Annotated in this window: 23 protein-coding genes and 1 pseudogene; 15 read left to right on the forward strand and 9 right to left on the reverse strand. The window is 64.9% G+C overall.

Going from position 1 to position 25099, the window contains the following annotated elements; all coding sequences use genetic code 11:
- Nucleotide 1: 1 nt before the first annotated feature.
- The 3 genes from NQ034_RS06410 to NQ034_RS06420 all read right to left on the reverse strand — a co-directional run bounded on the left by NQ034_RS06410 (nt 2) and on the right by NQ034_RS06420 (nt 4164).
- Nucleotides 2-1648, reverse strand: coding sequence for an AMP-binding protein (locus tag NQ034_RS06410; protein ID WP_257047744.1), 1647 nt, complete (start codon nt 1646-1648; stop codon nt 2-4).
- Between the two features lie 187 nt (nt 1649-1835).
- A complete protein-coding gene (locus tag NQ034_RS06415) occupies nt 1836-3011 on the reverse strand; it encodes an acyl-CoA dehydrogenase family protein (protein ID WP_257047745.1) in 1176 nt (391 codons plus the stop codon).
- 10 nt (nt 3012-3021) lie between these two features.
- On the reverse strand, nt 3022-4164 hold the full coding sequence (locus NQ034_RS06420) for a thiolase family protein (protein ID WP_257047746.1): 1143 nt from the start codon (nt 4162-4164) through the stop codon (nt 3022-3024).
- Between the two features lie 158 nt (nt 4165-4322).
- Here NQ034_RS06420 and NQ034_RS06425 point away from each other — a divergent pair, with 158 nt between their 5' ends.
- The 6 genes from NQ034_RS06425 to NQ034_RS06450 all read left to right on the forward strand — a co-directional run bounded on the left by NQ034_RS06425 (nt 4323) and on the right by NQ034_RS06450 (nt 11018).
- Nucleotides 4323-5096: a 3-hydroxyacyl-CoA dehydrogenase gene (locus NQ034_RS06425; RefSeq protein WP_257047747.1), complete on the forward strand. Its 774-nt coding sequence runs from the start codon at nt 4323-4325 to the stop codon at nt 5094-5096.
- Between the two features lie 60 nt (nt 5097-5156).
- Complete coding sequence (locus tag NQ034_RS06430; RefSeq protein WP_257047748.1) at nt 5157-5777, forward strand: TetR/AcrR family transcriptional regulator; 621 nt, start codon at nt 5157-5159, stop codon at nt 5775-5777.
- Nucleotides 5778-5812: 35 nt separating this feature from the next.
- A complete protein-coding gene (locus tag NQ034_RS06435) occupies nt 5813-7438 on the forward strand; it encodes an AMP-binding protein (protein WP_257047749.1) in 1626 nt (541 codons plus the stop codon).
- 92 nt (nt 7439-7530) lie between these two features.
- A complete protein-coding gene (locus NQ034_RS06440) occupies nt 7531-8496 on the forward strand; it encodes an NADPH:quinone oxidoreductase family protein (protein WP_257047750.1) in 966 nt (321 codons plus the stop codon).
- Between the two features lie 46 nt (nt 8497-8542).
- Complete coding sequence (locus NQ034_RS06445; protein ID WP_257047751.1) at nt 8543-9325, forward strand: enoyl-CoA hydratase-related protein; 783 nt, start codon at nt 8543-8545, stop codon at nt 9323-9325.
- A gap of 61 nt (nt 9326-9386) precedes the next feature.
- Nucleotides 9387-11018: a long-chain-fatty-acid--CoA ligase gene (locus tag NQ034_RS06450; protein WP_257047752.1), complete on the forward strand. Its 1632-nt coding sequence runs from the start codon at nt 9387-9389 to the stop codon at nt 11016-11018.
- Between the two features lie 102 nt (nt 11019-11120).
- Here the strand turns inward: NQ034_RS06450 and NQ034_RS06455 are convergent, their stop codons facing one another.
- A complete protein-coding gene (locus NQ034_RS06455) occupies nt 11121-12098 on the reverse strand; it encodes a hypothetical protein (RefSeq protein WP_257047754.1) in 978 nt (325 codons plus the stop codon).
- 72 nt (nt 12099-12170) lie between these two features.
- Here NQ034_RS06455 and NQ034_RS06460 point away from each other — a divergent pair, with 72 nt between their 5' ends.
- Nucleotides 12171-12743, forward strand: coding sequence for a 3-hydroxyacyl-CoA dehydrogenase NAD-binding domain-containing protein (locus NQ034_RS06460; RefSeq protein ID WP_257047755.1), 573 nt, complete (start codon nt 12171-12173; stop codon nt 12741-12743).
- On the opposite strand, the gene NQ034_RS06465 is transcribed toward NQ034_RS06460, so the two are convergent.
- Nucleotides 12725-13078, reverse strand: coding sequence for a nuclear transport factor 2 family protein (locus NQ034_RS06465; protein WP_257047756.1), 354 nt, complete (start codon nt 13076-13078; stop codon nt 12725-12727). The genes NQ034_RS06460 and NQ034_RS06465 overlap by 19 nt on opposite strands.
- Nucleotides 13079-13304: 226 nt before the next feature.
- On the opposite strand from NQ034_RS06465, the gene NQ034_RS06470 reads away from it, so the two are divergent.
- The 5 genes from NQ034_RS06470 to NQ034_RS06490 all read left to right on the forward strand — a co-directional run bounded on the left by NQ034_RS06470 (nt 13305) and on the right by NQ034_RS06490 (nt 17520).
- Complete coding sequence (locus tag NQ034_RS06470) at nt 13305-14681, forward strand: NAD-dependent succinate-semialdehyde dehydrogenase (protein ID WP_257047761.1); 1377 nt, start codon at nt 13305-13307, stop codon at nt 14679-14681.
- A gap of 153 nt (nt 14682-14834) precedes the next feature.
- Nucleotides 14835-15464 (forward strand): helix-turn-helix domain-containing protein, encoded by a 630-nt coding sequence (locus NQ034_RS06475; protein ID WP_257047762.1) that lies wholly within the window; start codon nt 14835-14837, stop codon nt 15462-15464.
- Nucleotides 15461-16243, forward strand: a complete 783-nt coding sequence (locus tag NQ034_RS06480; RefSeq protein WP_257047763.1) for a LysE family translocator — start codon at nt 15461-15463, stop codon at nt 16241-16243. Before NQ034_RS06475 ends, NQ034_RS06480 begins: the two co-directional genes overlap by 4 nt.
- A gap of 59 nt (nt 16244-16302) precedes the next feature.
- Complete coding sequence (locus tag NQ034_RS06485; RefSeq protein ID WP_257047764.1) at nt 16303-17007, forward strand: antibiotic biosynthesis monooxygenase; 705 nt, start codon at nt 16303-16305, stop codon at nt 17005-17007.
- A gap of 9 nt (nt 17008-17016) precedes the next feature.
- A complete protein-coding gene (locus NQ034_RS06490) occupies nt 17017-17520 on the forward strand; it encodes an NUDIX hydrolase (RefSeq protein ID WP_257047765.1) in 504 nt (167 codons plus the stop codon).
- A gap of 27 nt (nt 17521-17547) precedes the next feature.
- Here the strand turns inward: NQ034_RS06490 and NQ034_RS06495 are convergent, their stop codons facing one another.
- Nucleotides 17548-18345, reverse strand: a complete 798-nt coding sequence (locus tag NQ034_RS06495) for a DUF981 family protein (RefSeq protein ID WP_257047767.1) — start codon at nt 18343-18345, stop codon at nt 17548-17550.
- A 151-nt stretch (nt 18346-18496) separates the two neighbouring features.
- Here NQ034_RS06495 and NQ034_RS06500 point away from each other — a divergent pair, with 151 nt between their 5' ends.
- Nucleotides 18497-19612 (forward strand): acyltransferase family protein, encoded by a 1116-nt coding sequence (locus NQ034_RS06500; protein WP_257047769.1) that lies wholly within the window; start codon nt 18497-18499, stop codon nt 19610-19612.
- Between the two features lie 2 nt (nt 19613-19614).
- Here the strand turns inward: NQ034_RS06500 and NQ034_RS06505 are convergent, their stop codons facing one another.
- The 3 genes from NQ034_RS06505 to NQ034_RS06515 form a co-directional block, all read right to left on the reverse strand.
- Nucleotides 19615-19947 (reverse strand): type II toxin-antitoxin system death-on-curing family toxin, encoded by a 333-nt coding sequence (locus NQ034_RS06505; protein WP_373567197.1) that lies wholly within the window; start codon nt 19945-19947, stop codon nt 19615-19617.
- A gap of 10 nt (nt 19948-19957) precedes the next feature.
- Nucleotides 19958-20494 (reverse strand): Panacea domain-containing protein, encoded by a 537-nt coding sequence (locus NQ034_RS06510; RefSeq protein ID WP_257047770.1) that lies wholly within the window; start codon nt 20492-20494, stop codon nt 19958-19960.
- A 163-nt stretch (nt 20495-20657) separates the two neighbouring features.
- Nucleotides 20658-21668 carry an aldo/keto reductase family protein gene (locus tag NQ034_RS06515; RefSeq protein ID WP_257047779.1) on the reverse strand — a complete coding sequence of 337 codons (1011 nt, stop codon included), beginning with the start codon at nt 21666-21668 and terminating at the stop codon, nt 20658-20660.
- 440 nt (nt 21669-22108) lie between these two features.
- Between NQ034_RS06515 and NQ034_RS06520 the strand changes: the two genes are divergently transcribed.
- Together NQ034_RS06520 and NQ034_RS06525 are read left to right on the forward strand one after the other, a co-directional pair.
- Complete coding sequence (locus NQ034_RS06520; protein ID WP_257047771.1) at nt 22109-23836, forward strand: glycosyltransferase; 1728 nt, start codon at nt 22109-22111, stop codon at nt 23834-23836.
- Nucleotides 23837-24085: 249 nt separating this feature from the next.
- Nucleotides 24086-24514: pseudogene (locus NQ034_RS06525) on the forward strand (glycosyltransferase family 2 protein); the annotation flags it as partial.
- Nucleotides 24515-25099: the final 585 nt, after the last annotated feature.

The raw sequence follows: 25099 nt of genomic DNA on the forward strand, positions 1-25099 counted from the left end.
TTCAGCCCTGTGCCTGCCGCAGGTCGACTTTGCGGACCTTGCCGGAGGCGTTGCGGGGCAGGGTGTCGACGAAGACGAGGTCCTTGGGTTGTTTGAAGCGGGCCAGTCGGTCGTCGAGCCAGGTGCGCAGTTCGTCCAGGGTCAGCTGGGCTCCTTCGCGCAGCGCAACGGCGGCGATGGGGACTTCGCCCCAGCGTTCGTCGGGGCGGCGGTAGACGGCTGCTTCTAGGACGGCTGGGTGGTCGAAGAGGACGTTTTCGACTTCGGTGCAGTAGATGTTCTCGCCGCCGGAGATGATCATGTCCTTGGCGCGGTCGACGATGTAGAGGAAGCCCTCGTCGTCGGCGCGGACGAGGTCTCCGGAGTGGAACCAGCCGCCGGTGAAGGCTTTGGCGGTTTCTTCTGGTTTGCGCCAGTAGCCCTGCATGAGGTTGGGGCCCTGGTAGACGAGTTCGCCGACTTCGCCTGGGGTGACATCGTTCATCGCCGGATCGACGATGCGCGTCTGCAGCGTGGGCAGGGGCTTGCCGATCGAACCGATCTTGCGCAGGGAGTCCGGCCCGGACAGGCTGCAGGTCACCGGCGACATCTCCGTTTGCCCGAGGGCCGCCACGATGTTCGTGCCGGGGAAGCTGCGCGCCATGTGCCGCAGCAGATTCTCACTGGCCGGGGCCGCGCCCCAGCAGATCACGCGCAGGGCCAGGTCCCAGTCGCCACCGCCGGGCCTGCCCGCGTCCCTGGCATCGCACAGCTGCTGCCACTGCTGGGGGACGTTGAAGGTGAAGTTCGCGCCCTCGGCCTCATAGGCGTCGAGCACCTCGACGGGGTTGAAGGCACCCAGCGGGTGGATGACGGAGGTGGCCCCCATCGTGATATTGCCCGCCATATTGCCCCAGGACGCGGTGTGGAAGAACGGCGCGGTGACGAAGCAGACGTCGTCGGTGCGGACCTCGTTGACGCGGATGATGGTGTTCGCCTGCGAGACCATGTTCATATAGTCCAACATTGCGCCCTTGGGCCGGCCGGTGGTCCCGGAGGTGTACATGATCATGCAGGTCGTGTACTCGGCGACATCGGGTGCGATGAAATCGGCGGGGTCCTCCGCGGCCAGCGCGGCATGGCGTTCGAGGACGGGCGGGCAGGCGGGCGCGGCGGCGATGGCGGCCTCGGCCAGGCCCGTTTCACCCGGGACCTCCGAATCGAAGACGAGGATCCGCGACAGCGCGGCGGCCCGGCCCGCGGCCTGCGCATAATCGGTGATCCGGGGCAACAGGGCGGGATCGACGAAGACGGTATTGGCGTCCGCGTCGTCGAGGATGTAGGCGATCTCCGGGGTTGTCAGGCGGGTGTTGATGGGCACGAAGATCGCGCCCAGCCGGTTGGCGGCCATGGCGGCGACGATGTGGCCGATGTGGTTGAGCGCCAGGGTGGCTATCCGGTCGCCGTGCCCGACTCCGCGGCGGTCCAGCGCGGCGGCGGTGTGCTCGATCAGCTGGTTGATCCGTCCCCAGGTGTACGGCACACCGCGGTGTTTGAAGGCGATGACATCGGGGCGGACCCTGGCATGTCCGAGGATCTGCTGGTTCCAGTGGTTGCGGCGGACCGCGGTGGGGATTCCGGTGGAGGTGTCCGGGGCGGGCTGGGTCAAGGTGTACTCCTTTGTACTGCTTTGTACTGCGCATTTTCGTGCTGCGCATTGTGCTTTGTGATCGGGTCCGGACCGGGGGCCTGGTGCGGGATAGACGGGAAGGGCCGTGCGATTCACATCACGCCGCCGCCGCAGTGCATCCTTCGCGGGATGGGCTGCGACGACGGCGTGATGGGTGGAAGGGACCTCAGTTCAGCGTGTAGCGCTTCTGCAGTTCCTTGCCGATGATGTACTTCATGACCTCGGTGGTGCCACCGTAGATCGGCTGGATCCGGCTGTCGCGGAACGCCCGGGCGATCGGGTACTCGTTCATGAAGCCGTAGCCGCCGAACAGCTGTAGGCAGCGGGTGACCAGCTCGACCTGCAGGTCGGAGGTCAGCCACTTGGCCTTTGCGGCCTCGGTCGCGGTGAGCTCACCGGCATTCAGGGCCAGGGCGCAGCGGTCCAGATAGGCCTCGGCGGCGTCCACCCTGGTCTCCAGCTCGGCCAGCGTGAACTGGGTGTTCTGGAAGTCCCCGATGGTCCCGCCGAAGGCCTTGCGGTTGAACACGTACTCCCCGGTCCAGTCCAGGGCCGCGCGGCAGGCCGCGACGGCACCGGAGGCGATCGACAGGCGCTCGAAGGGCAGATTGGCCATCAGGTGTTTGAAGCCCTGGCCCTCCTGGCCCAGCAGATTGCCCGCCGGGACCCTGACGTCGGTGAAGAACAGCTCGGAGGTGTCCTGGGCCGCCAGGCCCACCTTGTCGAGGTTGCGGCCGCGCTCGAAGCCGGGGGTGCCGGCGTCGACGATGATGAGCGAGGTCCCGCGGGAGGGCTTGACGTCCATGTCGGTGCGGGCCACGACGACGACGAAATCGGCGTTCTGGCCGTTGGTGATGAACGTCTTCGAACCATTGATGATCCAGTCGCCCGAACCGTCGTCCGCGCGCACCGCGCGGGTCGTGATGCCCTGCAGGTCCGAGCCGGCGCCCGGTTCTGTCATGGCGATCGCTGCGATCAGCTCGCCTGCGACCAGGCCGGGCAGGTACTTCTGCTTCTGTTCCTCGTTTCCGAAGCTCAGCAGATAGCCGGGCACGATCCCGTCGGAGACGCCCCAGCCACCGGTGCATCCGCCCAGGCCGCGCTTGGCGACCTCCTCGCTGATGACCATGTGGAAGCGGAAGTCGTCGACTCCTGCACCGCCGTACTCCTCGGGCTGGGAGAACCCGATCAGGCCGGCCTCGGCGGCCTTCTTCCAGATCTCGCGCCCGGTGTTCTTGGCCTGTTCCCACTCCTCGCGGTGGGGCGCCATTTCCTTCTCGAGGAAAGCGGCGACGGTGCCGCGGAAGGCCTCGTGGTCCTCTTCATAGAGATTGCGCTTCATCGCATCCTCCTCAGACCAGTTCCAGGATGGTGGCGTTGGCCTGGCCGCCGCCCTCGCACATGGTCTGCAGTCCGTAACGGATATTCTGGTTGACCATCCGGTAGATCATGGTCGTCATCAGACGCGCCCCGGAGCCGCCCAGCGGGTGGCCCAGGGCGATTGCGCCGCCCTGCGGATTGAGGCGCTCGATGTCCGCGCCGGTCTCCTTGAGCCAGGCCAGCGGGACGGGGGCGAAGGCCTCGTTGACCTCGAAGGTGCCGATGTCGTTAACCGACAGGCCCGAACGCTTCAGAGCCTTGGCGGTGGCGGGGATGGGCGCGGTGAGCATAATGCGCGGATCGTCGCCGGCGAGCACGGCGGTGTGCACGCGCACCAGCGGGGTCAGGCCCAGTTCCTTGGCCTTGGCCGAGGTCATGACGAGCATCGCGGCCGAGCCGTCGGAGATCTGCGAGGCATTGCCTGCGGTGATCCGGCCATCCTCGCGGAACACGGTGTTCAGCTTGCCCAGCGATTCCAGGGTGCCGCCGCGGCGGATCCCCTCATCGACGGTGACGGCGCCCGATTCGGTCTGCACGGGCACGATCTGGTCGGTGAATTCGCCCTTGTCGGTCGCCTCGGCGGCCAGGGCGTGGGAGCGCAGGGAGAATTCGTCGAGCTGGGTGCGGTCGAAGCCCCAGCGATCGCAGATCATCTCGGCGCCGATGCCCTGGTTGGGGTTGTCGCCGGGGTAGCGGGACTTGAAGGCCTGGCCGTAGGGGGACTTGCCCTGGGAGGTCGAGCCCATGGGCACGCGCGACATGGACTCCACACCGCCGGCGATGACGACATCGGCCTGGCCGGAGGCCACGGTGGCCGCGGCGAAATGCAGGGCCTGCTGGCTGGAGCCGCACTGGCGGTCGATGGTCACACCGGTGACGTCCTCGGGGAAGCCGGCGCCCAGGGCGGCGGTGCGGGCGATGTCACCGGTCTGTTCGAAGGCCTGGCTGACGCAGCCGAAGACCACGTCGTCGATGACGGCCGGGTCGATGCCGGTGGTGGCGACCAGATCGGCCAACACCGTCGAGGCCAGGTCTGCCGGGTGGATGCCGGAAAGGGCGCCGTTGCGCTTGCCGGTGGCGCTGCGGCGGGCTGCGACGATCACTGCGTCTGTCATGTGGGTTCCTCCGAGGCGATGTCCGAATCCGCTCCGCTTTGAGGGGATCGGGAGATTGTTTGGATGTGACCAGCTTTACACCTGGGACAAAAACAGTCAAGATGGACTGTATTCGGATGTCCCTCCGAAATCAGTCGATGCTTCGAGGAGGAAGCAGTATGAACATCGCAGGACACGTGGCCTTCATCACCGGAGGCGCATCCGGTCTGGGCAAGGCGACAGCAGACGAACTGGTGCGCGCCGGCGCGAAGGTCGTCCTCTTCGACCTGCCGCGCTCGGTCGGCGCGCAGATCGCCGAGGACTACAACGCCCAGGCACCGGGCACCGCCCTGTTCGCCCCCGGCGACGTCACCAGCGAGGAAGACGTCACCGCGGCGATCGAGAAGGCCAAGGAGTTCGGCGACATCCGCGCCGTCGTCAACTGCGCCGGGATCGGCTCGGCCCACCGGATCGTGGGCAAGGACGGGGTATTCCCACTGGAGACCTTCCGCAAGGTCCTCGAGGTCAACCTGGTCGGCACCTTCAACGTGCTGCGCCTGGGTGCGGCCGCCATGCGCGCACAGGAACCCATCGACGGTGAGCGCGGCGTGATCATCAACACCGCCTCCGCCGCGGCATTCGACGGCCAGATCGGCCAGTCCGCGTACTCCGCCTCCAAGGGTGGCGTCGTCAGCCTGACGCTGACCGCGGCACGCGACCTGGCCTCCGGTCTGATCCGTGTCAACACGATCGCCCCCGGCATCTTCAAGACCCCGCTGATGCTCGGTGCCCCCGACAACGTTCTGGAGTCCCTGGGCCGTCAGGTGCCCAACCCCTCGCGCCTGGGCGAACCGCCGGAATACGCGCTGCTGGCCCGCCAGATCGTCGAGAATCCCTACCTCAACGGGGAGACGATCCGACTGGACGGCGCCATCCGGATGCAGCCCAAATAGAGCAGCACGACTCGAGCAGGCCGGACAGCCGGCCGGAATCCCGGGGAGACCATGACGCAAATGCGCGCAGCTCAGTCGCGCGAGCAGATCCTGGACGCGACGATCGAGTGCCTGCTGGAGTTCGGATACTCCGGCACCACCACACAGAAGGTGCAGGAGCGTGCGGAGGTCTCCCGGGGCCGGCTGCTCTACCACTTCCCGAATAAACGGGAGCTCATCATGGCCGCCGTCACCAGCGCCACCGACACCAGATTGGCGCAGGCGGCGGCGCGCCGGGCCGCACACGCCGACGCCGAGGCGACCGGCACCTCGGAGCCGGCGGCGCGGATCGCCCGGTTGGTCGAGGGCCTGTGGTCGAGCTTCGCCGAACCCATCTTCTGGGTCGCCTTCGAAGCCTGGACGGCGGCCCGCACGGACAGGGAGTTGGCAGCGCTGACCGCGACCCACGAGCGCACGGTGCTGCGCCGGGTGAGGCAATCGGCGATGGCCGATCTGGGCCCAGAACTGGCGGCTCACCCCAGGGCCGGCGACGTCTTCGGCCTGCTGTTCTCCGCCATGCGCGGGCAGGCGATGACCTATGCGTTCTCCGGACGCGATATGAGCACCGAGCCCATGGTGCCACTGTGGGAGGCGCTGGCGGCCGAATGGCTGGGCGTCGCCTCGGCACCCACTACCGAATAATCCATCAGTCAGGACCGTCACAAGGGCGTGAAACGATGACCGAAACACAGACGAACCCAACGACAAGCCCGGCGATGTATCCCGGATACTATGCTGAGCGCTTCCCCGACAAGCCCGCCGTCATCATGAGCGACACGGGGCGGGTGCTGACCTATGCGCAGCTCGAGGACCGTTCGCAGCGGCTGGCCAACCACTACCGCAGCAGCGGGCTCGAACGCGGAGACCATGTGGCGATCATCGCCGAGAACCGCTTCGAGATCATCGAGGAGTACTGGGCGGCACAGCGCGCCGGCCTCCTGGTCACCGTGGTCAACAGCCACCTGACCGTGGGCGAGGCCGAATACATCGTGCGCAACTGCGGCGCGAAGTCCATGACGATCTCCACCGGCCTGCCGCTGGCCGAGGAGCTGGCCAGGGCCCTTGTGGTGGACGGTCCGGACGGCCCCGCGGTCGCCGAACTCCTGTCCGTCGGCGGTGACCTGCCGGCGGCCACGCCCTATGAGGACGTGCTGGCGGCGTTGACGAACGAGCGGCCGGAATACGAGCCGCGCGGCGGTGACATGCTCTATTCCTCCGGGACCACCGGCCGGCCCAAGGGCATCCAGCCGGCCCTGCCGGATCAATCGGTCGAGGTGTTCGAGGGGATCTTCCCCGTGTCGACCTTCGGCCCCCTGTTCAAATGGAGCGAGGACACCGTCTACCTGTCGCCGGCGCCGCTGTATCACGCCGCGCCGATCCGGTTCGTGCACATGACGCACTGCTACGGCGGCACCGTGGTCGTCATGCCGAAGTTCGACGCCGAGGAGTGCCTGCGGCTGATCGAGAAGTACCGGGTGACGCATTCGCAGTGGGTGCCGACCATGTTCGTGCGCCTGCTCAAGCTACCGGAGGAGGTCCGTGCCCGCTACGACGTCTCCAGCATGCGGGTGATGGTCCACGCCGCGGCATCGTGCCCGGTGGACGTCAAGCAGAAGATCATCGACTGGTTCGGCCCAATCGTCTGGGAATACTACGCATCGACCGAATCCAACGGTTCGACGATCATCGACTCCGAGGCCTGGCTGCGCAAGCCCGGCTCGGTGGGCCAGGGCGCCGGCGGCACAACGGTGCACATCCTCGACGCCGAACTCAACGAGCTGCCGGCCGGCGAGGTCGGCAATATCTGGATGGAGTTCGCCGGGAAGAAGCCGTTCAGCTACTGGGGCGAGCCGGAGAAGACCGCGGGGACGCGCCACCCGGATCCGCAGAAGTGGGACTGGACGACGATCGGCGATATGGGGCGGATCGACGAGGACGGTTACCTCTACATGGCCGAACGTCAGGCCTACCTCATCATCACCGGTGGCGTGAACATCTATCCGCAGGAGGTGGAGAACGCCCTGGCGCTGCACCCGGACATCGCCGATGTGGCGATCGACGGCCAGCCCGATGACGAACTGGGCCAGATCGTCGTGGCCTATATCGACCTGGCCGCAGGAGTGCCCGCGACCAAGGAGACCGCCGCTGCGATCATCGGCTGGCTGGGGGAACGGGTCGCGAAGTACAAGCTGCCGCGCATCGTGTACTTCACCCATCAGATGCCGCGTACACCCACGGGCAAGCTGCAGAAGCGCAAGCTCGATCCCGCCGCCGCCGATCAAGCATTCGTGATGCACTCCTGAGAGCGCGCGCTTTGCGGTAAGCTACTGATCGAATGTTCGGATAGTTTAGGTCCGGGGCCACCGGGCCCGATAACTCAATGAAGAGGGAAGACATGAAAGCAGTCCAGGTCAACGAACTCACCGGTCCCACCAACATCGTGCTGGCGGAGATCCCCAAGCCGGAGGCCGGCCCCGGCCAGATCCTCATCAAGGTCGAGGCAGCGGGTGTGACGTTCCCCGAACTCCTGCAGACCCGCGGCGAGTACCAGGTCAAGCACCCGATCCCGTTCACCCTGGGCTCCGAGGGCTCCGGCGTGGTCGAGGCCGTGGGCGCGGGCGTGGACAAGTTCGTCCCCGGTGACCGGGTGGTGTTCATCGCGGGCAAGGACTCCTGGGGCGAATACGCCACGGTGCCCGCGGATATGGTCCTGCCCCTACCCGAATCGGTGGACTTCGAATCCGGCGCTGGAATCCCGATGAACGTCCTGACGGCGGACTTCGCCCTGCGCGTGCGGGGGAACCTGCAGCCTGGCCAGACCCTGCTGGTCCACGGCGCGGCCGGCGGACTGGGATCCGCCCTGGTGCAGCTGGGCCTGGCGATGGGCGTGACCGTCATCGGCGTGGTCTCAAGCGAGCCCAAGGCCCAGGTGGTGCGCGAACTCGGCGCCCAGCACGTGGTCTTCGCCGATGGTTTCAAGGATGCGGTCAAGGAACTCTACCCGCACGGCGTCGACCTGGTGGCCGATGTGGTCGGCGGCGATCGTTTCACCGACTCGCTGCGCAGCCTGGCGACCTTCGGCACCCTGCTGGTATTGGGCTTCACCGCCGGCTCCATTCCCCAGGTCAAGGTCAACCGGCTGCTGTTGAACAACATCTCGGTAGCCGGGGTGGGCTGGGGCGCCGCGGCGATGGTCCGCCCCGGCTACCTCGACGGTCAGTGGAAGGTCCTCATGCCCTTCATCGAAGCCGGACAGCTCAACCCCCACATCCATGCGACGTATCCGCTGGAGCAGGCGGGCCAAGCACTGACGGACATCGACGACCGCAGCGTGCGCGGCAAGATCATCCTCAAGCCCTGACCCCGGCCCCACCACTGCCGATCCCACGATACGAAGGAACCCCCTGATGACAGACGAACTCCTAGTCGACCTGGACGCCGACGGCATCATGACTGTGACGTTCAACCGGCCGAAATCCATGAACGCACTCAACCGGGCCACCACGGAGAGGCTGTTGGCGACGATCGAGCGCGCCGAGGCCGAGGCCAGGGTCCTGGTGCTGCGCGGTAACGACCGCGCCTTCTCCTCCGGCGCCGACCTGGGCGCGGTCAACGACGCCGGGGACGATTCGGCCAAGCAGACCGGCGGGATCCTCGACGTCATCAACGTCATCGTCGAACGCCTGAAGAACCTCGCGATCCCCTCGGTGGCCGGAGTCTCCGGCGCGGCCGCCGGGGTCGGCTGCTCCCTGGCGCTGGCGTGCGACTACATCGTGATGAGCGAGAAGTCCTACTTCATGTTGGCCTTCACCAAGATCGGCCTGATGCCCGACGGCGGCGCCACCGCGCTGGTCGCGGCCTCGGCGGGGCGCCACCGCGCCATGCGGATGGCCCTGACCGCCGAGAAGGTCCAGGCGGCCACCGCCCTGGACTGGGGCCTGGCCAGCGAGGTCGCGGCCCCGGCCGACTGGCAGGCCCGCACCGCCGAGGTCGCCGCCACCCTGGCGGCCGGTGCGCCCCTGGCCTACCGGGAGACCCGGCGCGCGATCAACGCGGCGAGCCTGGACGGCCTGACGGCGGCACTGGACCGCGAGGCAGAAGGCCAGGCCCGGCTGCTGAGCAGTGCCGACAACAAGGAGGGCGTGGCCGCGTTCTTGGAGAAGCGGCAGGCCACCTTCACCGGAAACTGAACCGGGGCCTCGGCCCGGGTCCGGACGCACCACGCACCATCGAGAACCGCAAGGAGTCACAATGCTCAAGGGAATCCCCTCCACCCAGGGGGACAGCTACCAGCTCAACACCACCCAGATGCTCAAGTACGCCTCGGGCACCTTCTCCGAACACGAAGTCGTCTACCACCGCGTCGACGGGACCTGGGGGCGGACGAACTACGGCGAATTCGGCAAGCGCGTGAACCGCCTGGCCAATGCGCTGACCGGTCTGGGGATCGGCCCGGGTTCGATGGTGGGCGTGCTCGACTGGAACTCGCTGCGCCACCTGGAGCTCTACTACGGCGTGCCGGGGATCGGCGCGACCTTCCTGCAGCTGAACCTGCGCCTGCCGCAGAACGACCTGGAATACGTCATCGACCACTCCCAGGCCAAGTGGGTGTTCGTCGACGAATCCCTGCTGCCCATCGCCGAGGCCATGGCCCAGAACACCTATGTCACCGGCTGGGTGGTGATGGGCGACAAGCCCTCCGACCAGTACTCGCCCAAGCTGGAGAACGTGTACTACTACGAGGACCTGCTGGCCGCGGCCTCCGAGGAGTACGACTGGCCCGTCATCGAGGAGACGACCGCCGCCTTCGCCGGGTACACCACCGGCACCACCGGCCGGCCCAAGGGCATCTACTACTCGCACCGCTCCGTAGTCCTGCACGCCATGGGCTGCGTGGCCGCGCTGAGCGTGCACTACCGCGACGTCATCATGCCGTGGACGCCCATGTTCCACGTCATGTCGTGGGGTTACCCGCTGTTCGCCCTGGCCGCCGGCGCCAAGCTGGTGCTGCCGGGCAAGTTCTCCACCGACAACATCGGCGAGGTAGCCCAGGCGATGATCGACGAGGGCGTCACCCTGGCCAACGGGGCGCCGGCCATCTTCACCCCGCTGCTGGAGCACTTCAAGGCGGCCAAGGAGCCGGTCGATCTCTCGCGCGCCCGCCTGGTCGCAGGGTCATCGGAACCTCCGGTGGCCCTGATGAAGGGCTTCAAGGAGATCACCGGGGCCGATGTCGTCCACGGTTACGGGGCCTCGGAGACGACCCCCGTGGTATCGGTGAACTACCGCCTCAAGCCGGCCCTGGACGGGATGAGCGAGGACGAGCAGTGGGATATGAAGCGGATGCAGGGTGTTCCGCTGTTCGGGGTGGAGATGAAGATCGTCGACCCCGCCGGCCAGGAGCTGCCCCACGATGGCAAGTCCATGGGCGAACTGCTGATGCGCGGGCCGTGGATCACGGAGAGCTACTACAAGCTCGACGACAACGCGGACCGCTTCGCAGACGGCTGGTGGCGTTCCGGGGACGTGGCCGTGATCAATGAGTTGGGCTACGTCAAGCTGACCGACCGGATCAAGGACGTCATCAAGTCCGGCGGCGAGTGGATCTCCTCGATCGACATGGAGAATGCGATCCTGGACAATCCGGCGGTGGCCGAGGCCTGTGTGATCGGCGTGCCCGACGCCAAGTTCGACGAGCGCCCGGTGGCCTATGTGGTGGCCCGACCCGGTGAAACGGTGACGAAGGAGATCGTCTGGGAGACCCTGTCGAGCCGCTTCGCCAAGTGGCAGCTGCCCGATCAGGTCATCGTGGTCGATGAACTGCCGCGGACCTCGGTGGGCAAGCTGGACAAGAAGCTGCTGCGCTCCAACTGGGAGGGCTGAGGCTCTTCCCCTTTTTAGAGTTCCACTACTTGACGAAATGGTGAAAATCCGGCGAATCAGCCCGGAAAACGACATTTCGTCAAGTAGTGGAACTCTTTTGTATTAGCGGGTCAGCAGGTAGACGCCGGAGCGGGTGACGCCGGTGATCGTCCAGCCGGTCTCCAACAGGCCGGTCAGTGCCGCGCGCAGGGCCCGGCGCCAGCGGGCGGACAGTTCCGGGTTCGCCGCGCGCAGGGCCTCGATGTCCAAGGGGATCTGCACACCGACGGTGGTCGCAGCGGTGTTGCCGGCCGAGGCCGCACCGGGTTCCGTCGCGGCCGCAGCGCCTGCCGTAGCGGCACCGGCCGCCGCAGCGCCTGCCGCTGCGTCCCCCAGGGGCGTCTCCACCGGTTCCTGCGTGTCCTCGGCCAGGCGCAGCACCCAGGCGAAGGCCGGGTCCTCGGCGGGGACCTCCACGGTCTCCCGCGCCGCCGGCTTGTCCAGGCGCCAGGAGACCATCATGCGGTCGGAGCCCTGGCCGGCGTTGACCCCGTCGGTCATCTCGCCGTAGAAGTTGACCAGGTATTCGGCGCAGTCGGCGCCCAGGCGCTGGAAATTGAAATACGCGTTCCGGGCGATCAGCGGATCGAAGGTCCAGTGCATCTCCGTGATCCCGCGCTCCAGGCACCAGACGCGCTGGTCGAGCTTGAGCGCCGCGCCCACCCCGGAGCCCAGGCCGTCGCGGCGCACCCCCGCCACATGGGAGTGCAGGGTCTGGCCCAGCGGTTCGGCGAAGAAACCCAGTGCCATTCCGCGGATCGCATCCGCGTGGACGTCGTCGGCCACTGTGCCGCGGGGGAAGGCACCGCCCACGTAATTGCCCGCATGGGACAGGGCGACCAACATACCGGTGTCGGCGACCGCATTGGTTCCGGGGGACACTCCCCAGACATCGTCGAGCAGGTCGGCGGCGGCCTGGCACTGGGCCGAGCTGTGCAGCAGGCGGATGTCGACGCCCGCCCGGCTCGCGGCGGCCGAGGCCTCCTGTTTCGCCTGATGGAGTGTCTGCGGGGGAACTACTGTTTGAGGAACGGGTGTCATGGAGCCAATTCTGCCACTGCCCGGGCTGCGGGGCCGGGCTGTTTCACCCAGCGATCCGGATACCCTGGGTCCATGACTTCACAGCGGGCGGTCGCCGTCATCGGCGTGGATGGGATCGGGCGGGAATGGGCGCGGATCTGCGCCGCGGCCGGACTGCACGTGCGGCTGTTCGATCCGACACCGGACATCGAAGGGGTCGCACAGGGTATCCGGGAGGCCGCGGCGGTCATCGACGCCGGGCGGGTGCAACCCACCGCAGGACTCGACGATGCGGTGATCGGCGCCGATGTGGTCTTCGAGTGCGGGCCGGACCGGGCGGGGGCCAAACAACAGGCACTGGTCGATATCGCGCTGGCGGCCCCCGCCGGGTCCCTGCTGGTCACCGCTGCTCCGGAACCGGTGGCGGACTCATCCGGCGGGGCCGAGGTCGCGGCCCTGGCCCGCGGTCTCGACGATATCGCCGCGGCCCGGCTGGTGGCGGTGTGGCTGGCACCGGATGCCACCGCCGCCGAGGTGATCGCCGGGCGGGGGAGCAGCTCGGAGAGCGTGGAGCGGGCCCTGGCGCTGTGCCGCGCGGTGGGGCTGCGCGTGAGGCCGGCGGATCGGGATCCGGAGGCCGAGCGGACTCAGACCGCGGCGCGGTAGAAGTACGTGGTGCGCTTGGCGATGAGGCCGGCGGCGTCGAACTCGAAGAAGTCGGCGAAACCCTCGTGGGCGTCCGAACCGTCCTTGAGTTTGCCGTTGAACTCGCCGCGGGTGGCGGCACGGTTGCCGTCGACGACGACCTCGGTCACGGTGTGGGCGCCGGAGACGATGATCCGGTCGCCGCGGTAGAACTCGCCGATGGCGGGGCCCGCGAAGGTGTCGTAGCCGGGGCGGTCGTAGGTGGCGTCGGCGGCGAACAGGGCGGTGGTGGCCTCGGGATCGCCGGCGTCGACGGTCGCATAGTACTTCAGCGCCAGGGCGCGGATATCTGACATGGGAATCTCCTCGGATCGTGTTCGGGTGGCGGCCCGCGGCGGTTACCGTGGGCGCTGGCTTAGAACTCTAACAATCTCCGCCGGGTGGGCACTCATCCGTCTTGTATCCGGGAACGGGTTCCCATACGGTTGGAGTAGCACGCAATGTATCGCGCGCCACACGACACATGTCGCACATATACGTGCCCGTCGCAGCATCGCGGGGCATGGAAAAGGAAGGTATGGGATGTCGCAGTACCAGGTAGTAAACCCTGCAACGGGCGAACTCGTCGAAGAGTTCCCCACCGCCACCGATGACCAGATCAAGGACGCTCTGGACCGGTCGCACAACGCCTATCTGTCCTGGCGCGACACTCCGATCGCAGAACGCACCGCGGCGCTGGCGAAGGTATCGGAGATCTACTTCGCCAGGGCGGAGGAACTGGCCGGCTACATCAACATCGAAATGGGCAAGCCCGTTCCCGAAGGCGTGGGCGAAGCCCAGCTGTGCGGTCTGATCTACAAGTACTTCGCGGAAAACGCCGAGGACTTCATCAAGCACGAGCAGCTGCGCGGGCCCAAGGACGCGGAGGCCTACCTGCGCCGCCGCCCGGTCGGCTCGATCCTGGGCATCATGCCCTGGAACTTCCCGTACTACCAGGTGGCCCGGTTCGCAGCCCCCAACCTGGCACTGGGCAACACCGTGATCCTCAAGCACGCCCCGCAGGACCCGCGTTCGGCCGCCGTGATGGAGGAGATCTTCCACGAGGCCGGCATTCCCAAGGACGCCTACATCAACGTGTACGCGACCAATGAGCAGGTCTCCGACATCATCCTGCCCGACCCCCGCAACCAGGGTGTGTCCGTGACGGGTTCGGAGCGTGCGGGCAAGGCCGTGGCCGCGGCAGCCGGTGCGAACCTGAAGAAGGTCGTGCTGGAACTGGGCGGGTCCGACCCCTACATCGTGCTGGGCGCCGATGACCTGGATCAGACCGTCGACACGCTCTTCGCCACCCGCATGGGCAACAACGGCCAGGCCTGCAACAGCCCCAAGCGCATGATCGTCATGGAGGACATCTACGACGACTTCGCGGCGAAGATCACCGCGAAGGCCAAGGAGATGACCCCGGCGGATCCGACCGCCGAGGGCTCCGCGCTGGCCCCGCTGTCCAGCCAGGCCGCGCGCGAGCGCTTCATGGAGCAGGTCGAGGCGACGATCGCCGACGGCGCGACCGTGCTGACCGGTGGCAAGTCCTATGACACGCCCGGTGCCTACGTCGAACCGGTCATCTTCACCGATGTGAAGCCCGGCAAGCGCGGTTTCCACGAGGAGCTCTTCGGTCCCGCGTTCATGCTGTTCAAGGTCGCCAGCGAAGAGGAAGCTGTGGCCCTGGCCAATGACACGCCGTTCGGCCTGGGGTCGGCCGTCTTCGGCCCGGATCTGGAGGCTGCGGAGCGCGTGGCCAAGCAGATCGACGCAGGCATGGTCTACATCAACGCTCCGGAAGGCACACGCGAATACCTGCCCTTCGGCGGTGTGAAGCGTTCGGGCATCGGCCGCGAACTGGGCCCGCTGGCCATGGACGAGTTCTGTAATAAGCAGCTGTACTACAAGCAGAACTGAGCCCGGTAGTCACCTGGGAACTCGGTCGGCTGCGCGCCGGGCGAGATCCGGGTGGCGGGTCTGAGATCCGGGTGCGGGGGTTGCTGCTCCCGCATGATGAAACAAACGCCTTGTTCAGTGTACTGAACAAGGCGTTTGTTTTATTGTGCACACATGAGTGATTGGCAGGAACAGGTGAGCGCCCGGGTGGCGGCGATCCGCAGACACCGGGGCATGTCCTTGTCCGCTTTGGCCGCTCGTGCCGGAGTGTCCAAGGCGACCCTGTCGGGGATCGAATCCGGCAGGGGCAATCCGACCCTGGACACGATCGAACGCCTGGCCGTGGCCCTGGCCATCCCGGTGGGCGACCTCCTGTCGCGGGAGGACCCGGGGACCACCGTGCGGCGGGCACCGCAGACAGCGCTCGACGAGCTGAGCCGCATCGAAGGCGATTCGATCGTCGAGGATCTGCTGGTGCGCATCCCCGGTGGCAGGTCCTTCGAATTCTGGCGCCTGCGGATGGCCCCGGGTGAGCACTTCGCAGGAGTCCACCACACCCCGGGGACCGTGGAGATCATCGTGGTCATCACCGGGACGATGACGGCGGGGCCGGATCTCGGCGCCGAGGCCGGCGGCGGCCAGGAAGCCGACGCCGGGCAGGCGGACCTTGGCCCCGGGGACCTCATCGAGTTCGACGGGGACCAACCCCACACCTATACGGCGGGCCCCACCGGCTGTCAGGCCCTGGTGGCGCTGGGGTCGACCTCGGGCGCGGCCCACGACAGGGCGGGGACACTGCGATGAGTATCAGTGCCTGGATCGTCCTGCTGGGCACCTTCACAGTGGCCGTCGCATCGCCGGGACCGGACTTCCTGGCGGTGTTGCGCCGGACCCTGGAACGGGGCCTGCACTCCGGAATGCGTACAGCCGCCGGGGTCGCGGCGGGTATCGCGACCTGGTTGTGCCTGGCACTGTTCGGGATCGTGGGGCTCATCGCCCGGCACCACGTGCTGTTCTTCGCCGTGCGAATCGCGGGCGCCGTATTCCTGGTGTTCTACGGCCTGTCCATCCTGCGAGCCCTGTGGCGCGCCCACCGGGAACGGTCCCGGGATCAGGTCCGGGAAAGGGACATCGTGTCGCGCGACTCGGACACGCCGGCCCCTGAGGATTCGCCGTGCGGCTCCACTGTGCCGGAGTCTGCGGCTGAACCGCCGGCAGAGCCGACGGCGAGCAGCCATTCGCCGAACGCCGTTGGGATGAAAACTGGCACCGGGGCGCGGCAGCGCTTCGCCGATGTGCGGCTGGGCTATCTGACGAACACAGTCGGCAATCCCAAGGCGGTGGTGTTCTTCGGGGCGCTTTTCGTCAGCGTCCTGCCGCAGGCGATCACGCTGGGGGAGTCCCTGCTGGCGGGGGCCGTGATGACGGGTATCGCTCTGGCGTTCTTCACCCTGGTCGCTCTGCTGAGCTCCCGGCCCCTGGTGATTCGCGCCTATGAGCGTGCCCAGACGGCAATCGACACGTTCCTGGGAGCCCTGTTCGTGGTCCTGGGCCTGGTCCTCATCCCCTGGGCGGGGCTGTAAGCACAGGAGTCGGCACCCCGCGTAACCAGTCCGTAATCTGAGATGAGGATAATGGGTGCATGAGCGATCCTCAGACCACGACCCCCGTGCAGCCGCGGAATCAGACCATCGACCGGATGCGGTCCGAACCCCGGAAACAAGCGGGCTCCCAGGCCGGTCGGAAACAGCCGATCACAGTGCAGATCACCCGTGAAGTCGACCCTGAAGCATCCGGCGAGGTCGAACAGTGGGTCTCCCGTGGTCAGGCGATGCTGCGGTATTGGCCCGGGTATCTGGGTTCGGGGTGGGTGCGCAATGACTCCGAATCGCACACCTGGCATATGCTCTACCGCTTTTCCGATGCGAAGACGCTGAAATCCTGGGAGGCGTCGCCGCAACGGCGGGCCTGGGCCAGCGAATTGGCCGACCATGTGCAGTCTGAGCGCTCCGAGCGCCGCACCGGGATCGAGGGCTGGTTCGACACCAAGCCCTTCCACGAACAGGCGGCGGACGATTCCGCCCCGCCGCGCTGGAAGCAGATGATCGTGATCTTCTTGGGCTTCTTCCCGATGAGTCTGCTGGGCAATGTCGTCATCGGCCTGCTCCTGCCCGCAGCCACGCCCCTGGTCCTGCGGGTCCTGGCGACCACCGTGCTGGTCATGCCGATCATGGTCTACTTCGTGCTGCCGCTGTTCACGACCAAGCTGTTCGCCGGCTGGCTGAACAAGCCACGCCGTCCCAGGAGCCGGCGGCAGCGCCCGCGCCGAGCGCGGCGGCGCGCGTAGGATGGCCCGGTGAATGATTCTTCAGCCGAGGCGACCGTGACCGCGCCCGCGACTCCTGACTCGAGTATGGCCCGCGCCAAGAACATCGTCGTATCGGCTCTTGCCCTGCGCCACCCGCAGCGGGCCGAACTGCTCATGGTCCGCAAGCGCGGAACCACCAGCTTCATGCTGCCCGGCGGCAAGCCGGAAGCCGGCGAGTCCGCCCGTGATGCGGTGGTCCGGGAGATCTCCGAGGAACTGCGGCTGGACATCGACGTGCCGGGGCTGGCCGAACTGGGCACCTGGACGACGGTCGCCGCGAACGAGGCAGGGCATTCGGTCACGGGGACCGTGTTCACCTTCGAGGGGGTGCCGGCGGGGCTCGACGTGGCCGAGCCCCATGTGCATGAGGAGATAGAAGAGGCCGGCTGGTTCTCCATCGAGAACCTGCCGGCCGATACCGCGGAACGCCAATTCGCCCCGCTGACCCGGGACTTCGTGATCCCCAACCTGCCGCAGCGCTACCGCGGATAGATCGGGCGATCACGCGCCCGCCCGCACTCACATCGTGTTGACGATCAGACCGATGTGCGTGTAGAAGTTCAGGGCGCCGAACAGCACCCAGACGATCCCCGGGATGATCCACAGGACGCCGTTCCACTTCAACAGCGCGCCCGATGCTGCAGCCGCGTCCTCGGCCCTGGCGACCTTGGTGACGGAGAAGGGGAACAGGATCGCCCCGATGCCGATCAGTGCGTAGACCAGCGAGATGAAGCTCGCCTCCAGCCACGGCCAGGCGGCGAAGTTACCGCTGATCGGCTCCTGCGGGGGAGCGGCGAACAGCTGGAACGTCACTCCGGCGAAGGCGATCGCAATCAGTGCCAGCCCGATCGCCGCGATGAACAGGGATACGGGCCGGGCCGTCTGCGCGGCGTAGCGCAGCGGGTTCGCAACGGTGTTCAGACGTGCACCGCGACGGAACAGGAACACGGCAGCGGCGATCAACAGTGCGCCGAAGGCGATGCTGGGCTCGCCGAAGATCACATTGTCGAACGGGAACCCGCCTGCGGCCAGCGGCCAGGTCAATGCCATGTGCAGGCCCATGATGAACAGGATCGCCCCGGGGATCAGGAACGCCAGGGCCCAGCCCGTGGTGTTCAGATGCCGGGTCTCGGATCCCAGGGTCGGGTCAGCGTCGGGTTGGGCGCCGGGCTGCTTGGACGCCCGGCGCAATTCGATAAAGAACCATACCGTCAGCAGCAGTCCAACGCCGGCTGCGGTCGACATGATGGTGTTGTACGTGGGCATCGTGGCCCAGTCGATCATTCCCGGTGACTTCTCACCGGTGAAGAACCCCATGATGGTTGCTTCTTTCCAGATAGTTAAAACTTACAGTAGTTGCAACGTGTGAGGCCGCTGAATATTCCCTCCACCGGTGGAGCTAAGGCGACCTGCTAGCGTGAGGAATGGTTCCGTATGCGAATCACCCCGATCAGCACAGGAAGGCAGCTTGTCCTCACCAGCCGCAGCACCGCCGCGCTTCTACCTGCTCGACCTGCTGCGCCTGTGCGCCGCGGCATCCGTTCTGGCCTATCACTACACCGGCCGCAACCACAAGAACTGGCAGGCCAGCACAGAACAGACATTCGGCGCCCTGTCCCATGTGACGGCCTACGGCGCGCTGGGCGTGCAGCTGTTCTTCATCATCTCCGGCTTCGTCATCCTGATGTCGGCCCAGGGCCGCAGCGTCCAGAGCTTCATCGCCGGGCGGATCTCCCGGCTCTATCCCGCCTACTGGGTGTCGGTGCTCCTGGGGTCGTTGCTGGGGCCGCTGCTGGCTCCCGAAGTCTTCAAGAACCCCTCGGCAGTCAAGACCCTGGCGAACCTGACGATGATGCAGAACGCTCTGGGGCAGAAGGACGTCGACGGTGTCTACTGGACCCTGTGGATCGAGCTGCTGTTCTATGTGATGATCGCGATCTTCTTGGTCGTGGGGATGACGCAGACGCGGATTATGGCATTCATCATCGTCTGGCCGCTTGTGGGGGCCATGGCCCAGCAGGGGGACGCGGGATTGGTCGTCGAACTGCTGCAGCCGGGTTACGCCGGACTGTTCACCGGTGGGATGGCGCTGTTCCTCATCCACCAGTACGGGCATTCGCTGCTGCGCTGGCTACTGGTGGTCTACTCCGTGTGCTTCGCCGTGCCACAGACGATCGCGGTGAACTTCCACCCGATGGTGCAGAAGTACGTGGGCCGGGACATGTCGGATACCGTCTGTGCCGCCCTTGTCATCCTGTGCTTCGCCCTGGTCGCATTGGTCACGGTGACGCCCCTGCGGCACAAGGGGTGGGGCTGGATGACCTATGCGGGTGCGCTGACCTATCCGCTCTACCTGTTCCATCAGTACTGGGGTTGGACCGTGATCAGGACGCTGAGCCCGACGCTGAACAAATGGCTGGTCGTAGCCGTGGCCACGGCCGTGTGTGTGGCGCTGGCCATCATCGTGGAACGGTGGGTCGAGCGGCCGCTGCGGCGCCGGCTGCGCAGTACCCTCAAACGCGGATTCGCCGAGGTCACCGCAGCCTCCCACTCCCGCGGCGAGCCGGGTGCCCCGCGGCACTGAGGCTATGTTCTAACGCAATATGCAAGCAGCCAATCGACGATTTCGCCGACCGAGGCGTTGCCCTGCACAACCGTCAGATCAACGAAATCTGCGACCTGAGTGTCCGTCGGGCCCATGACCAAGATTCCGTTCAGCTGAAGAAAGATCACGGTAGCGACCCAAGCTGTGCGCTTGTTACCGTCGACGAAGGCATGGGCATTGGCCACGCCGCGTAGCAGTACGGCTGCTTTTTCCAACGTGCTTGGGTAGAACTCTGTCTCCCCGAATCCGGCTTGCGGCTGAGCGACTGCTGACTCCAGAGCGTATCGTGCAGGCCGATGACCTGGGCCACCGATAAGTAACTCGTCATCGTTGGGCGAGGAGGTCCAGGGCTCCTGCCCACTTCTGTATGGCTGCTCTGGCTATGTCATCGACAGCAGTCTGGTCAGCCGGTTCGCCTGGTAGAGCGGGCTTTGTCGGGCCTACGCCGCGCACCGACTGGCTTGAGTACTCTCGAATCATCGCTCCTGCGTCGATCGTCTTGCCATTCTCATGACCACCATCCCGAGAGTAGAAGGCTGAACGCCAGGGCGTCTCAGAGTGGCTGAGATCGACTAGATCCTGGCGTGACTTCGACCCGTAATATGCCAAGACGGCATCGACGATAGAAGCCTGCTCCGGGGTCAAGCCATCGAGATTAGGCGGTGTGGTATCGAACGCCTGATAAGAGGAGCGTTCGACTGGGCCGAACTGCCACGCTTCGATGGGTTCATCGAAAAGCGGCCGGCCTGTCCACGTCAAGTTCCAAGCCTCCGCATAGTACAAGAGCTTGAATGCCTTGGTTTTCTGCACCGCAGGCAGGCGTGCCTTGATGTATGCGAGAACAGAGGTTGCACGTGTCATTGTCGTCACCGCCTTTCGAATGCGGGTCGAGGGTATCTCTGCCCAATTCTATGCGAGCCCCACGAGGAGTATATGGGAACATCCCATCTGCCTGACTAACGCTGAGGGCAGATGAGATGTTCCCGGGTGTTATTTCCTGTGCCTGACCAAATGCTCGATGGACTCAGGCCGGACGGGTCTTGGGGCTGGACTTGAAGGTCAGCAGGGGATCCGTCTTCGCCAGGTGGCCCACGGCCTTGTCGATTTCAGCCAGAACGTCGGCGCTGAGCTTCACGCCCGAGGCCTCGGCATTGGCCTGGATCTGCTCGGGTCGCGAGGCGCCCACTAGGGCGGCGGCGACATTGTCGTTGCTGAGCACCCAGGCGATCGCCAGTTGTGCCATGGTCAGGCCCAGGTCCTTCGCGATGGGTTCCAGCTTGGCGACGCCGGCCAGCGTCTCCTCGTCCAGATAGCGTTTGATCGCGTTGTTGCCGCCGTGTTCGTCGGTGGCGCGGGTGCCGGCCGGCAGCGGCTGACCCGGCTTGTACTTGCCGGTGAGCACGCCCTGGGCGATGGGCGACCAGACGATCTGGCTGATCCCCAGTTCCTTGCAGGTCGGGACGACTTCGCCCTCGATGACCCGCCACAGCATGTTGTACTGCGGCTGGGATGAGATCAGCTGGATGCCCAGTTCCTTGGCCAGGGCGTGGCCGCGGCGGATCTGGTCGGCCGTCCATTCGCTGACCCCGATGTAGAGGGCCTTGCCGGAGTGCACGATGTCGGCGAAGGCCTGCATCGTCTCTTCCAACGGAGTTTCGTAATCGTAGCGGTGGGCCTGGTAGAGATCGACGTAGTCGGTCTGCAGGCGGGTCAGGGAGGCGTTGATCGACTCCATCATGTGCTTGCGGGACAGGCCGCAGTCGTTGTGGCCCTTGGGTCCGGTCGGGTTGTAGACCTTGGTGAAGATCTCCAAGGATTCGCGGCGCTGGTCCTTCAGCGCCTCGCCCAGCACGGATTCGGCCTTGGTGTTGGCGTAGACATCGGCCGTGTCGAAGGTCGTGATGCCGGCGTCCAGAGCGGCGTGGATGGTGCGTGCTGCGGTTTCGTTCTCCACCTGCGAACCATGGGTGAGCCAGTTGCCGTAGGTGATCTCCGAGATCTTCAAACCGGAATTGCCCAGATAGCGGAACTCCACTGTGTCTCCTTCGTCGTCGTGTTGCGTCTGCCACATCCCATTGTGCCAGGTCAGCGCGGTGGGTGGGGCGGCTCTGCGGCATTCAACCGTTGTGCGGTGAGCTGCTGGGGCCGGTCAACTCCTCGATAACGAGTTGCAAGTCACAGGTGTATTCAGAGGGCTGTGAGGATTCTTTCGTAAAACGGTGCAGCGAGGACTGTAATGTGACCATGGTACGTACATCACATAGTTCCCTTACCCTCAAGGCGGCCTTCACATATGGGATTCATGAAACGCATCGCGCGCAAGGTTGAGCGCGGCGTTAGGAAGACCTTGTCCGTCTCAGCACGGCAGGGACGGACAAACGACCCGGCGCCCCTGCCGGTCCGGCGGGAAACGGGCTGCTGCCGCCGGGCGACCACTACAGTCTGATCTGGAGTATCGGGAAGACGTACGGCGGAATGACGACAGTCGTCCTCCAGCGCAGCACATCCTTTTCTGCGCTGGACGACCGCCTGGTCACGATCCTCACACTGTCGCCGGACCTGGACGTCCAGGCCAAAGAAGCCGAACTGAGAGACTCCGGCAGACTTGGTGCCGATGCCCACTTGAGGAACCTGTGGCAGGACCTGCGGACGTGGTCCGACGAACAGCTCCGTGGCCTACGCTCAGGCAATCCGGGTGCGCTGATCGACCCGGACGAACTCTTGGAACGTCCTGCGGGCAGGCAGCGGGTCCGCGCGAAGGCAGAAGGCGGTTGGCAGGTCGACCATTACCGGCCGGAAGGCGGGCTGCTGGTCACCGAACGTCCGGTGCCGGGGGCCAAACGCAAGGACGCCAGGCGGATCACCCTCTACGACAGCCGGGGCGCGCCTATCGGGCGGTGGAAATCGATACACTCCTTCTACCAGGCCTGGCTCGACGCGGTGATCGCCGGCCGACAGGCATATCTCATCTCCGATTCGAAGTTCGCGGGCTCGTTCGTCTATGACTACCGCAGGGACAATGTGGTCACCTGTCAGGTCATGCACACGCCGTACTTTACCGATCCCGCCGGAAGCATATTCGGGCGGCTCAACAAGGGGAAGCTCGAGATCGTCAGCCACCTGGACTTCTTCGATTTCGCCGTAACCCTGACCGACCGACAACGAACCGACATGCTGGAATCGCAGGTCAGCGCCGGTGCCATTCGCACGGTTCCCAACTTCGCCCACGACACCCATGGAGATCCGGATACTCCACGGGATCCCAGCCACGGGGCAATTATCGCCAGGCTTTCACCGGAGAAGCGCGTCGACCACGTAGTTCGAGCTTTGGCACAGTGCCCGTCTGATTCTTCCGTGCATCTCGACGTATACGGTGAGGGACCGGAGCGGAACGGGATCATGGGATTGATCGATGATCTGGGCGTGCGTGATCGTGTCACCTTGCACGGGCACGTGGACCACGCGAAGAGGTTCCTGCAGGACGCGAGCTTCCTGGTCCTGGCCAGCAGGTTTGAGGGGCAGGGCCTGGTCGTGTCGGAGGCGATGTCCGCCGGCTGCATCCCGATAGCCTACGACTTCAAATACGGTCCGGCCGACATCATCACGGACGGGCGCGATGGGTTCCTGGTTCCGGCCGGTGACATCGACGCTCTAGCCGCTGCGATCCGCCGAGTCTCCGAGCTGAGCACGGAAGAGCTACGTGCTATGCGCCGGGCAGCCCGCACACGTGTCGCGGAATTCTACGAACGGCCCAACGTCGAACTGTGGGGTCGGACCATGCGGGAGTTCGGACCGAAAAAACCGCGTGGAAAGCGTCAAGCGGTGACCGCCAAACTGACCGGTTTATTCCTGGCCGAGAATGCTCTCGAGTTCAGGGTGCATCTAGACACCGCTGCCGGTTATGTCGGCGACGCACTGCTGGTCTGGCAGCACAGGGGTAAGCCAACGATATTCGGTCGCCAGCGAGGACTGGTGCTGGGCTCTCAGCTCGTCTGCCGGGTGCAGTTGGAACGCCTAGCCGGTATCCGGCCCGGGGTGCTCGACCTGTTCGTTGACCTGTTCGGCGGGGGAGAAGTGAACAGGGTCAGGGTGGGCGGCCTCGACCGAGACGATGACCTCGAAATCGGTCGATACGAGTTGTACAGGACCCAGAACGGAAATGCGAGCTTGAAACATGGTATAATGAACGGGTTCACAAGGTGAGTCGACGAAACTTTCTCGTATGATTGTCGACAATTCTTCAGCTCCGCGGCTGAAGGAGAGATACAGTATCGGGTCGAATCGTGTGAACCACCTTGCAACACCCGGAAATCTGGTAACGTACAGAACCGGAAACAGCTAGTCTGACAGTTTGTCTGATTGCTGAAGCGGTGAAATATTTCGTATTGACGCTGTAATAATCAAATATCACTTATAAGTGTAGGGATAAAATTCTTGGCTAAAGAATCTCAAGTGGACGTTTCTGTAATAGTTCCATGCTACAACTGTGCAGAATGGATTGAACGATTTTCGGAGACTGTTGTAAGTCAGGTTGGATGCAGCTGGGAATTGATTTTGGTCGATGATGGGTCTACCGACCAGACCCCGGAATTCGTCGACAGCATGGCTGCTCGTATGGAAAATGTAAAAGCCTATCATCAAGAAAACTCTGGTTGGGCAGGGAAGCCACGCAACCTTGGTCTTAGCCATGCAGTGGGACGATATGTATTCTTTGCGGATCCTGACGATGAATTAGGAGACCATAATTCTCTGAGTAGATTGGTTGATTTTGCTGACAACCACGGATCTGAAGTTGTAATTCCCAAGATGGTTGCATCTGCAGGGCGCGCCTATGCGCAGTGGCGTTATAAAACGACGCAGGTTGATGCCAACCTTGTCACCGCGTTCACGACACTTACTCCACAAAAGCTATTTAATAGAGACTTCTTAAGCAGGAATAATATAAGATTCCCAGAGGGTAAGGTTCGGCTGGAGGACGGTATTTTTCTTTCCCGGGCTTACCTGCTCGCATCGAGGGTCTCAATTGTAGCTGATCAAATATATTATCGTCTCATTCATCATGAGTCGGGTGATCATCTTTCCCGCAGAAGGATTGTGCCCAGTGAGTATATCAATTCTGTTTGGGAAATCTGTGAAAATGTCGAATCGCTATGTGCTGACTCGGGACTGGTTGATCTAATAATTGCAGAACTTACGAAACGAAAGGTTCTTTCAGGAACTCAGCCCCAAAAGGTTCGCAAGTCTACCCAGGAATACTTGGATGAATGGATGGTTGCCCAGCGCGGATTCATTCATAGATTTCTGTCCGCCCCAGAGAGGTTGGGTGCGCTAGATAAAACGGCTCATCCGATTTGGGAGTGTAGTTGGGGTCTGAATCCCCCTGCTTCCAGGAGGCTGCGTGCAACGTAGTTGGTCAGGTTCCGGAAGCCGAGGGCGGAGCCTCGGAGGTGCTCGAGTCTTCCGTTG

This window comes from Brevibacterium moorei, assembly GCF_024580735.1.
Lineage (GTDB): Bacteria > Actinomycetota > Actinomycetes > Actinomycetales > Brevibacteriaceae > Brevibacterium > Brevibacterium moorei.

Excerpts from the sequence above, each read along its gene's own strand:
- NQ034_RS06415 (WP_257047745.1), bottom strand. The coding sequence starts at position 3,011 with ATGAAGCGCAATCTCTATGAAGAGGACCACGAGGCCTTCCGCGGCACC.
- NQ034_RS06420 (WP_257047746.1), bottom strand. The coding sequence starts at position 4,164 with ATGACAGACGCAGTGATCGTCGCAGCCCGCCGCAGCGCCACCGGCAAG.
- NQ034_RS06425 (WP_257047747.1), top strand. The coding sequence starts at position 4,323 with ATGAACATCGCAGGACACGTGGCCTTCATCACCGGAGGCGCATCCGGT.
- NQ034_RS06430 (WP_257047748.1), top strand. The coding sequence starts at position 5,157 with ATGCGCGCAGCTCAGTCGCGCGAGCAGATCCTGGACGCGACGATCGAG.
- NQ034_RS06435 (WP_257047749.1), top strand. The coding sequence starts at position 5,813 with ATGACCGAAACACAGACGAACCCAACGACAAGCCCGGCGATGTATCCC.
- NQ034_RS06440 (WP_257047750.1), top strand. The coding sequence starts at position 7,531 with ATGAAAGCAGTCCAGGTCAACGAACTCACCGGTCCCACCAACATCGTG.
- NQ034_RS06445 (WP_257047751.1), top strand. The coding sequence starts at position 8,543 with ATGACAGACGAACTCCTAGTCGACCTGGACGCCGACGGCATCATGACT.
- NQ034_RS06450 (WP_257047752.1), top strand. The coding sequence starts at position 9,387 with ATGCTCAAGGGAATCCCCTCCACCCAGGGGGACAGCTACCAGCTCAAC.
- NQ034_RS06455 (WP_257047754.1), bottom strand. The coding sequence starts at position 12,098 with ATGACACCCGTTCCTCAAACAGTAGTTCCCCCGCAGACACTCCATCAG.
- NQ034_RS06460 (WP_257047755.1), top strand. The coding sequence starts at position 12,171 with ATGACTTCACAGCGGGCGGTCGCCGTCATCGGCGTGGATGGGATCGGG.
- NQ034_RS06465 (WP_257047756.1), bottom strand. The coding sequence starts at position 13,078 with ATGTCAGATATCCGCGCCCTGGCGCTGAAGTACTATGCGACCGTCGAC.
- NQ034_RS06470 (WP_257047761.1), top strand. The coding sequence starts at position 13,305 with ATGTCGCAGTACCAGGTAGTAAACCCTGCAACGGGCGAACTCGTCGAA.
- NQ034_RS06475 (WP_257047762.1), top strand. The coding sequence starts at position 14,835 with ATGAGTGATTGGCAGGAACAGGTGAGCGCCCGGGTGGCGGCGATCCGC.
- NQ034_RS06480 (WP_257047763.1), top strand. The coding sequence starts at position 15,461 with ATGAGTATCAGTGCCTGGATCGTCCTGCTGGGCACCTTCACAGTGGCC.
- NQ034_RS06485 (WP_257047764.1), top strand. The coding sequence starts at position 16,303 with ATGAGCGATCCTCAGACCACGACCCCCGTGCAGCCGCGGAATCAGACC.
- NQ034_RS06495 (WP_257047767.1), bottom strand. The coding sequence starts at position 18,345 with ATGGGGTTCTTCACCGGTGAGAAGTCACCGGGAATGATCGACTGGGCC.
- NQ034_RS06510 (WP_257047770.1), bottom strand. The coding sequence starts at position 20,494 with ATGACACGTGCAACCTCTGTTCTCGCATACATCAAGGCACGCCTGCCT.
- NQ034_RS06520 (WP_257047771.1), top strand. The coding sequence starts at position 22,109 with ATGACGACAGTCGTCCTCCAGCGCAGCACATCCTTTTCTGCGCTGGAC.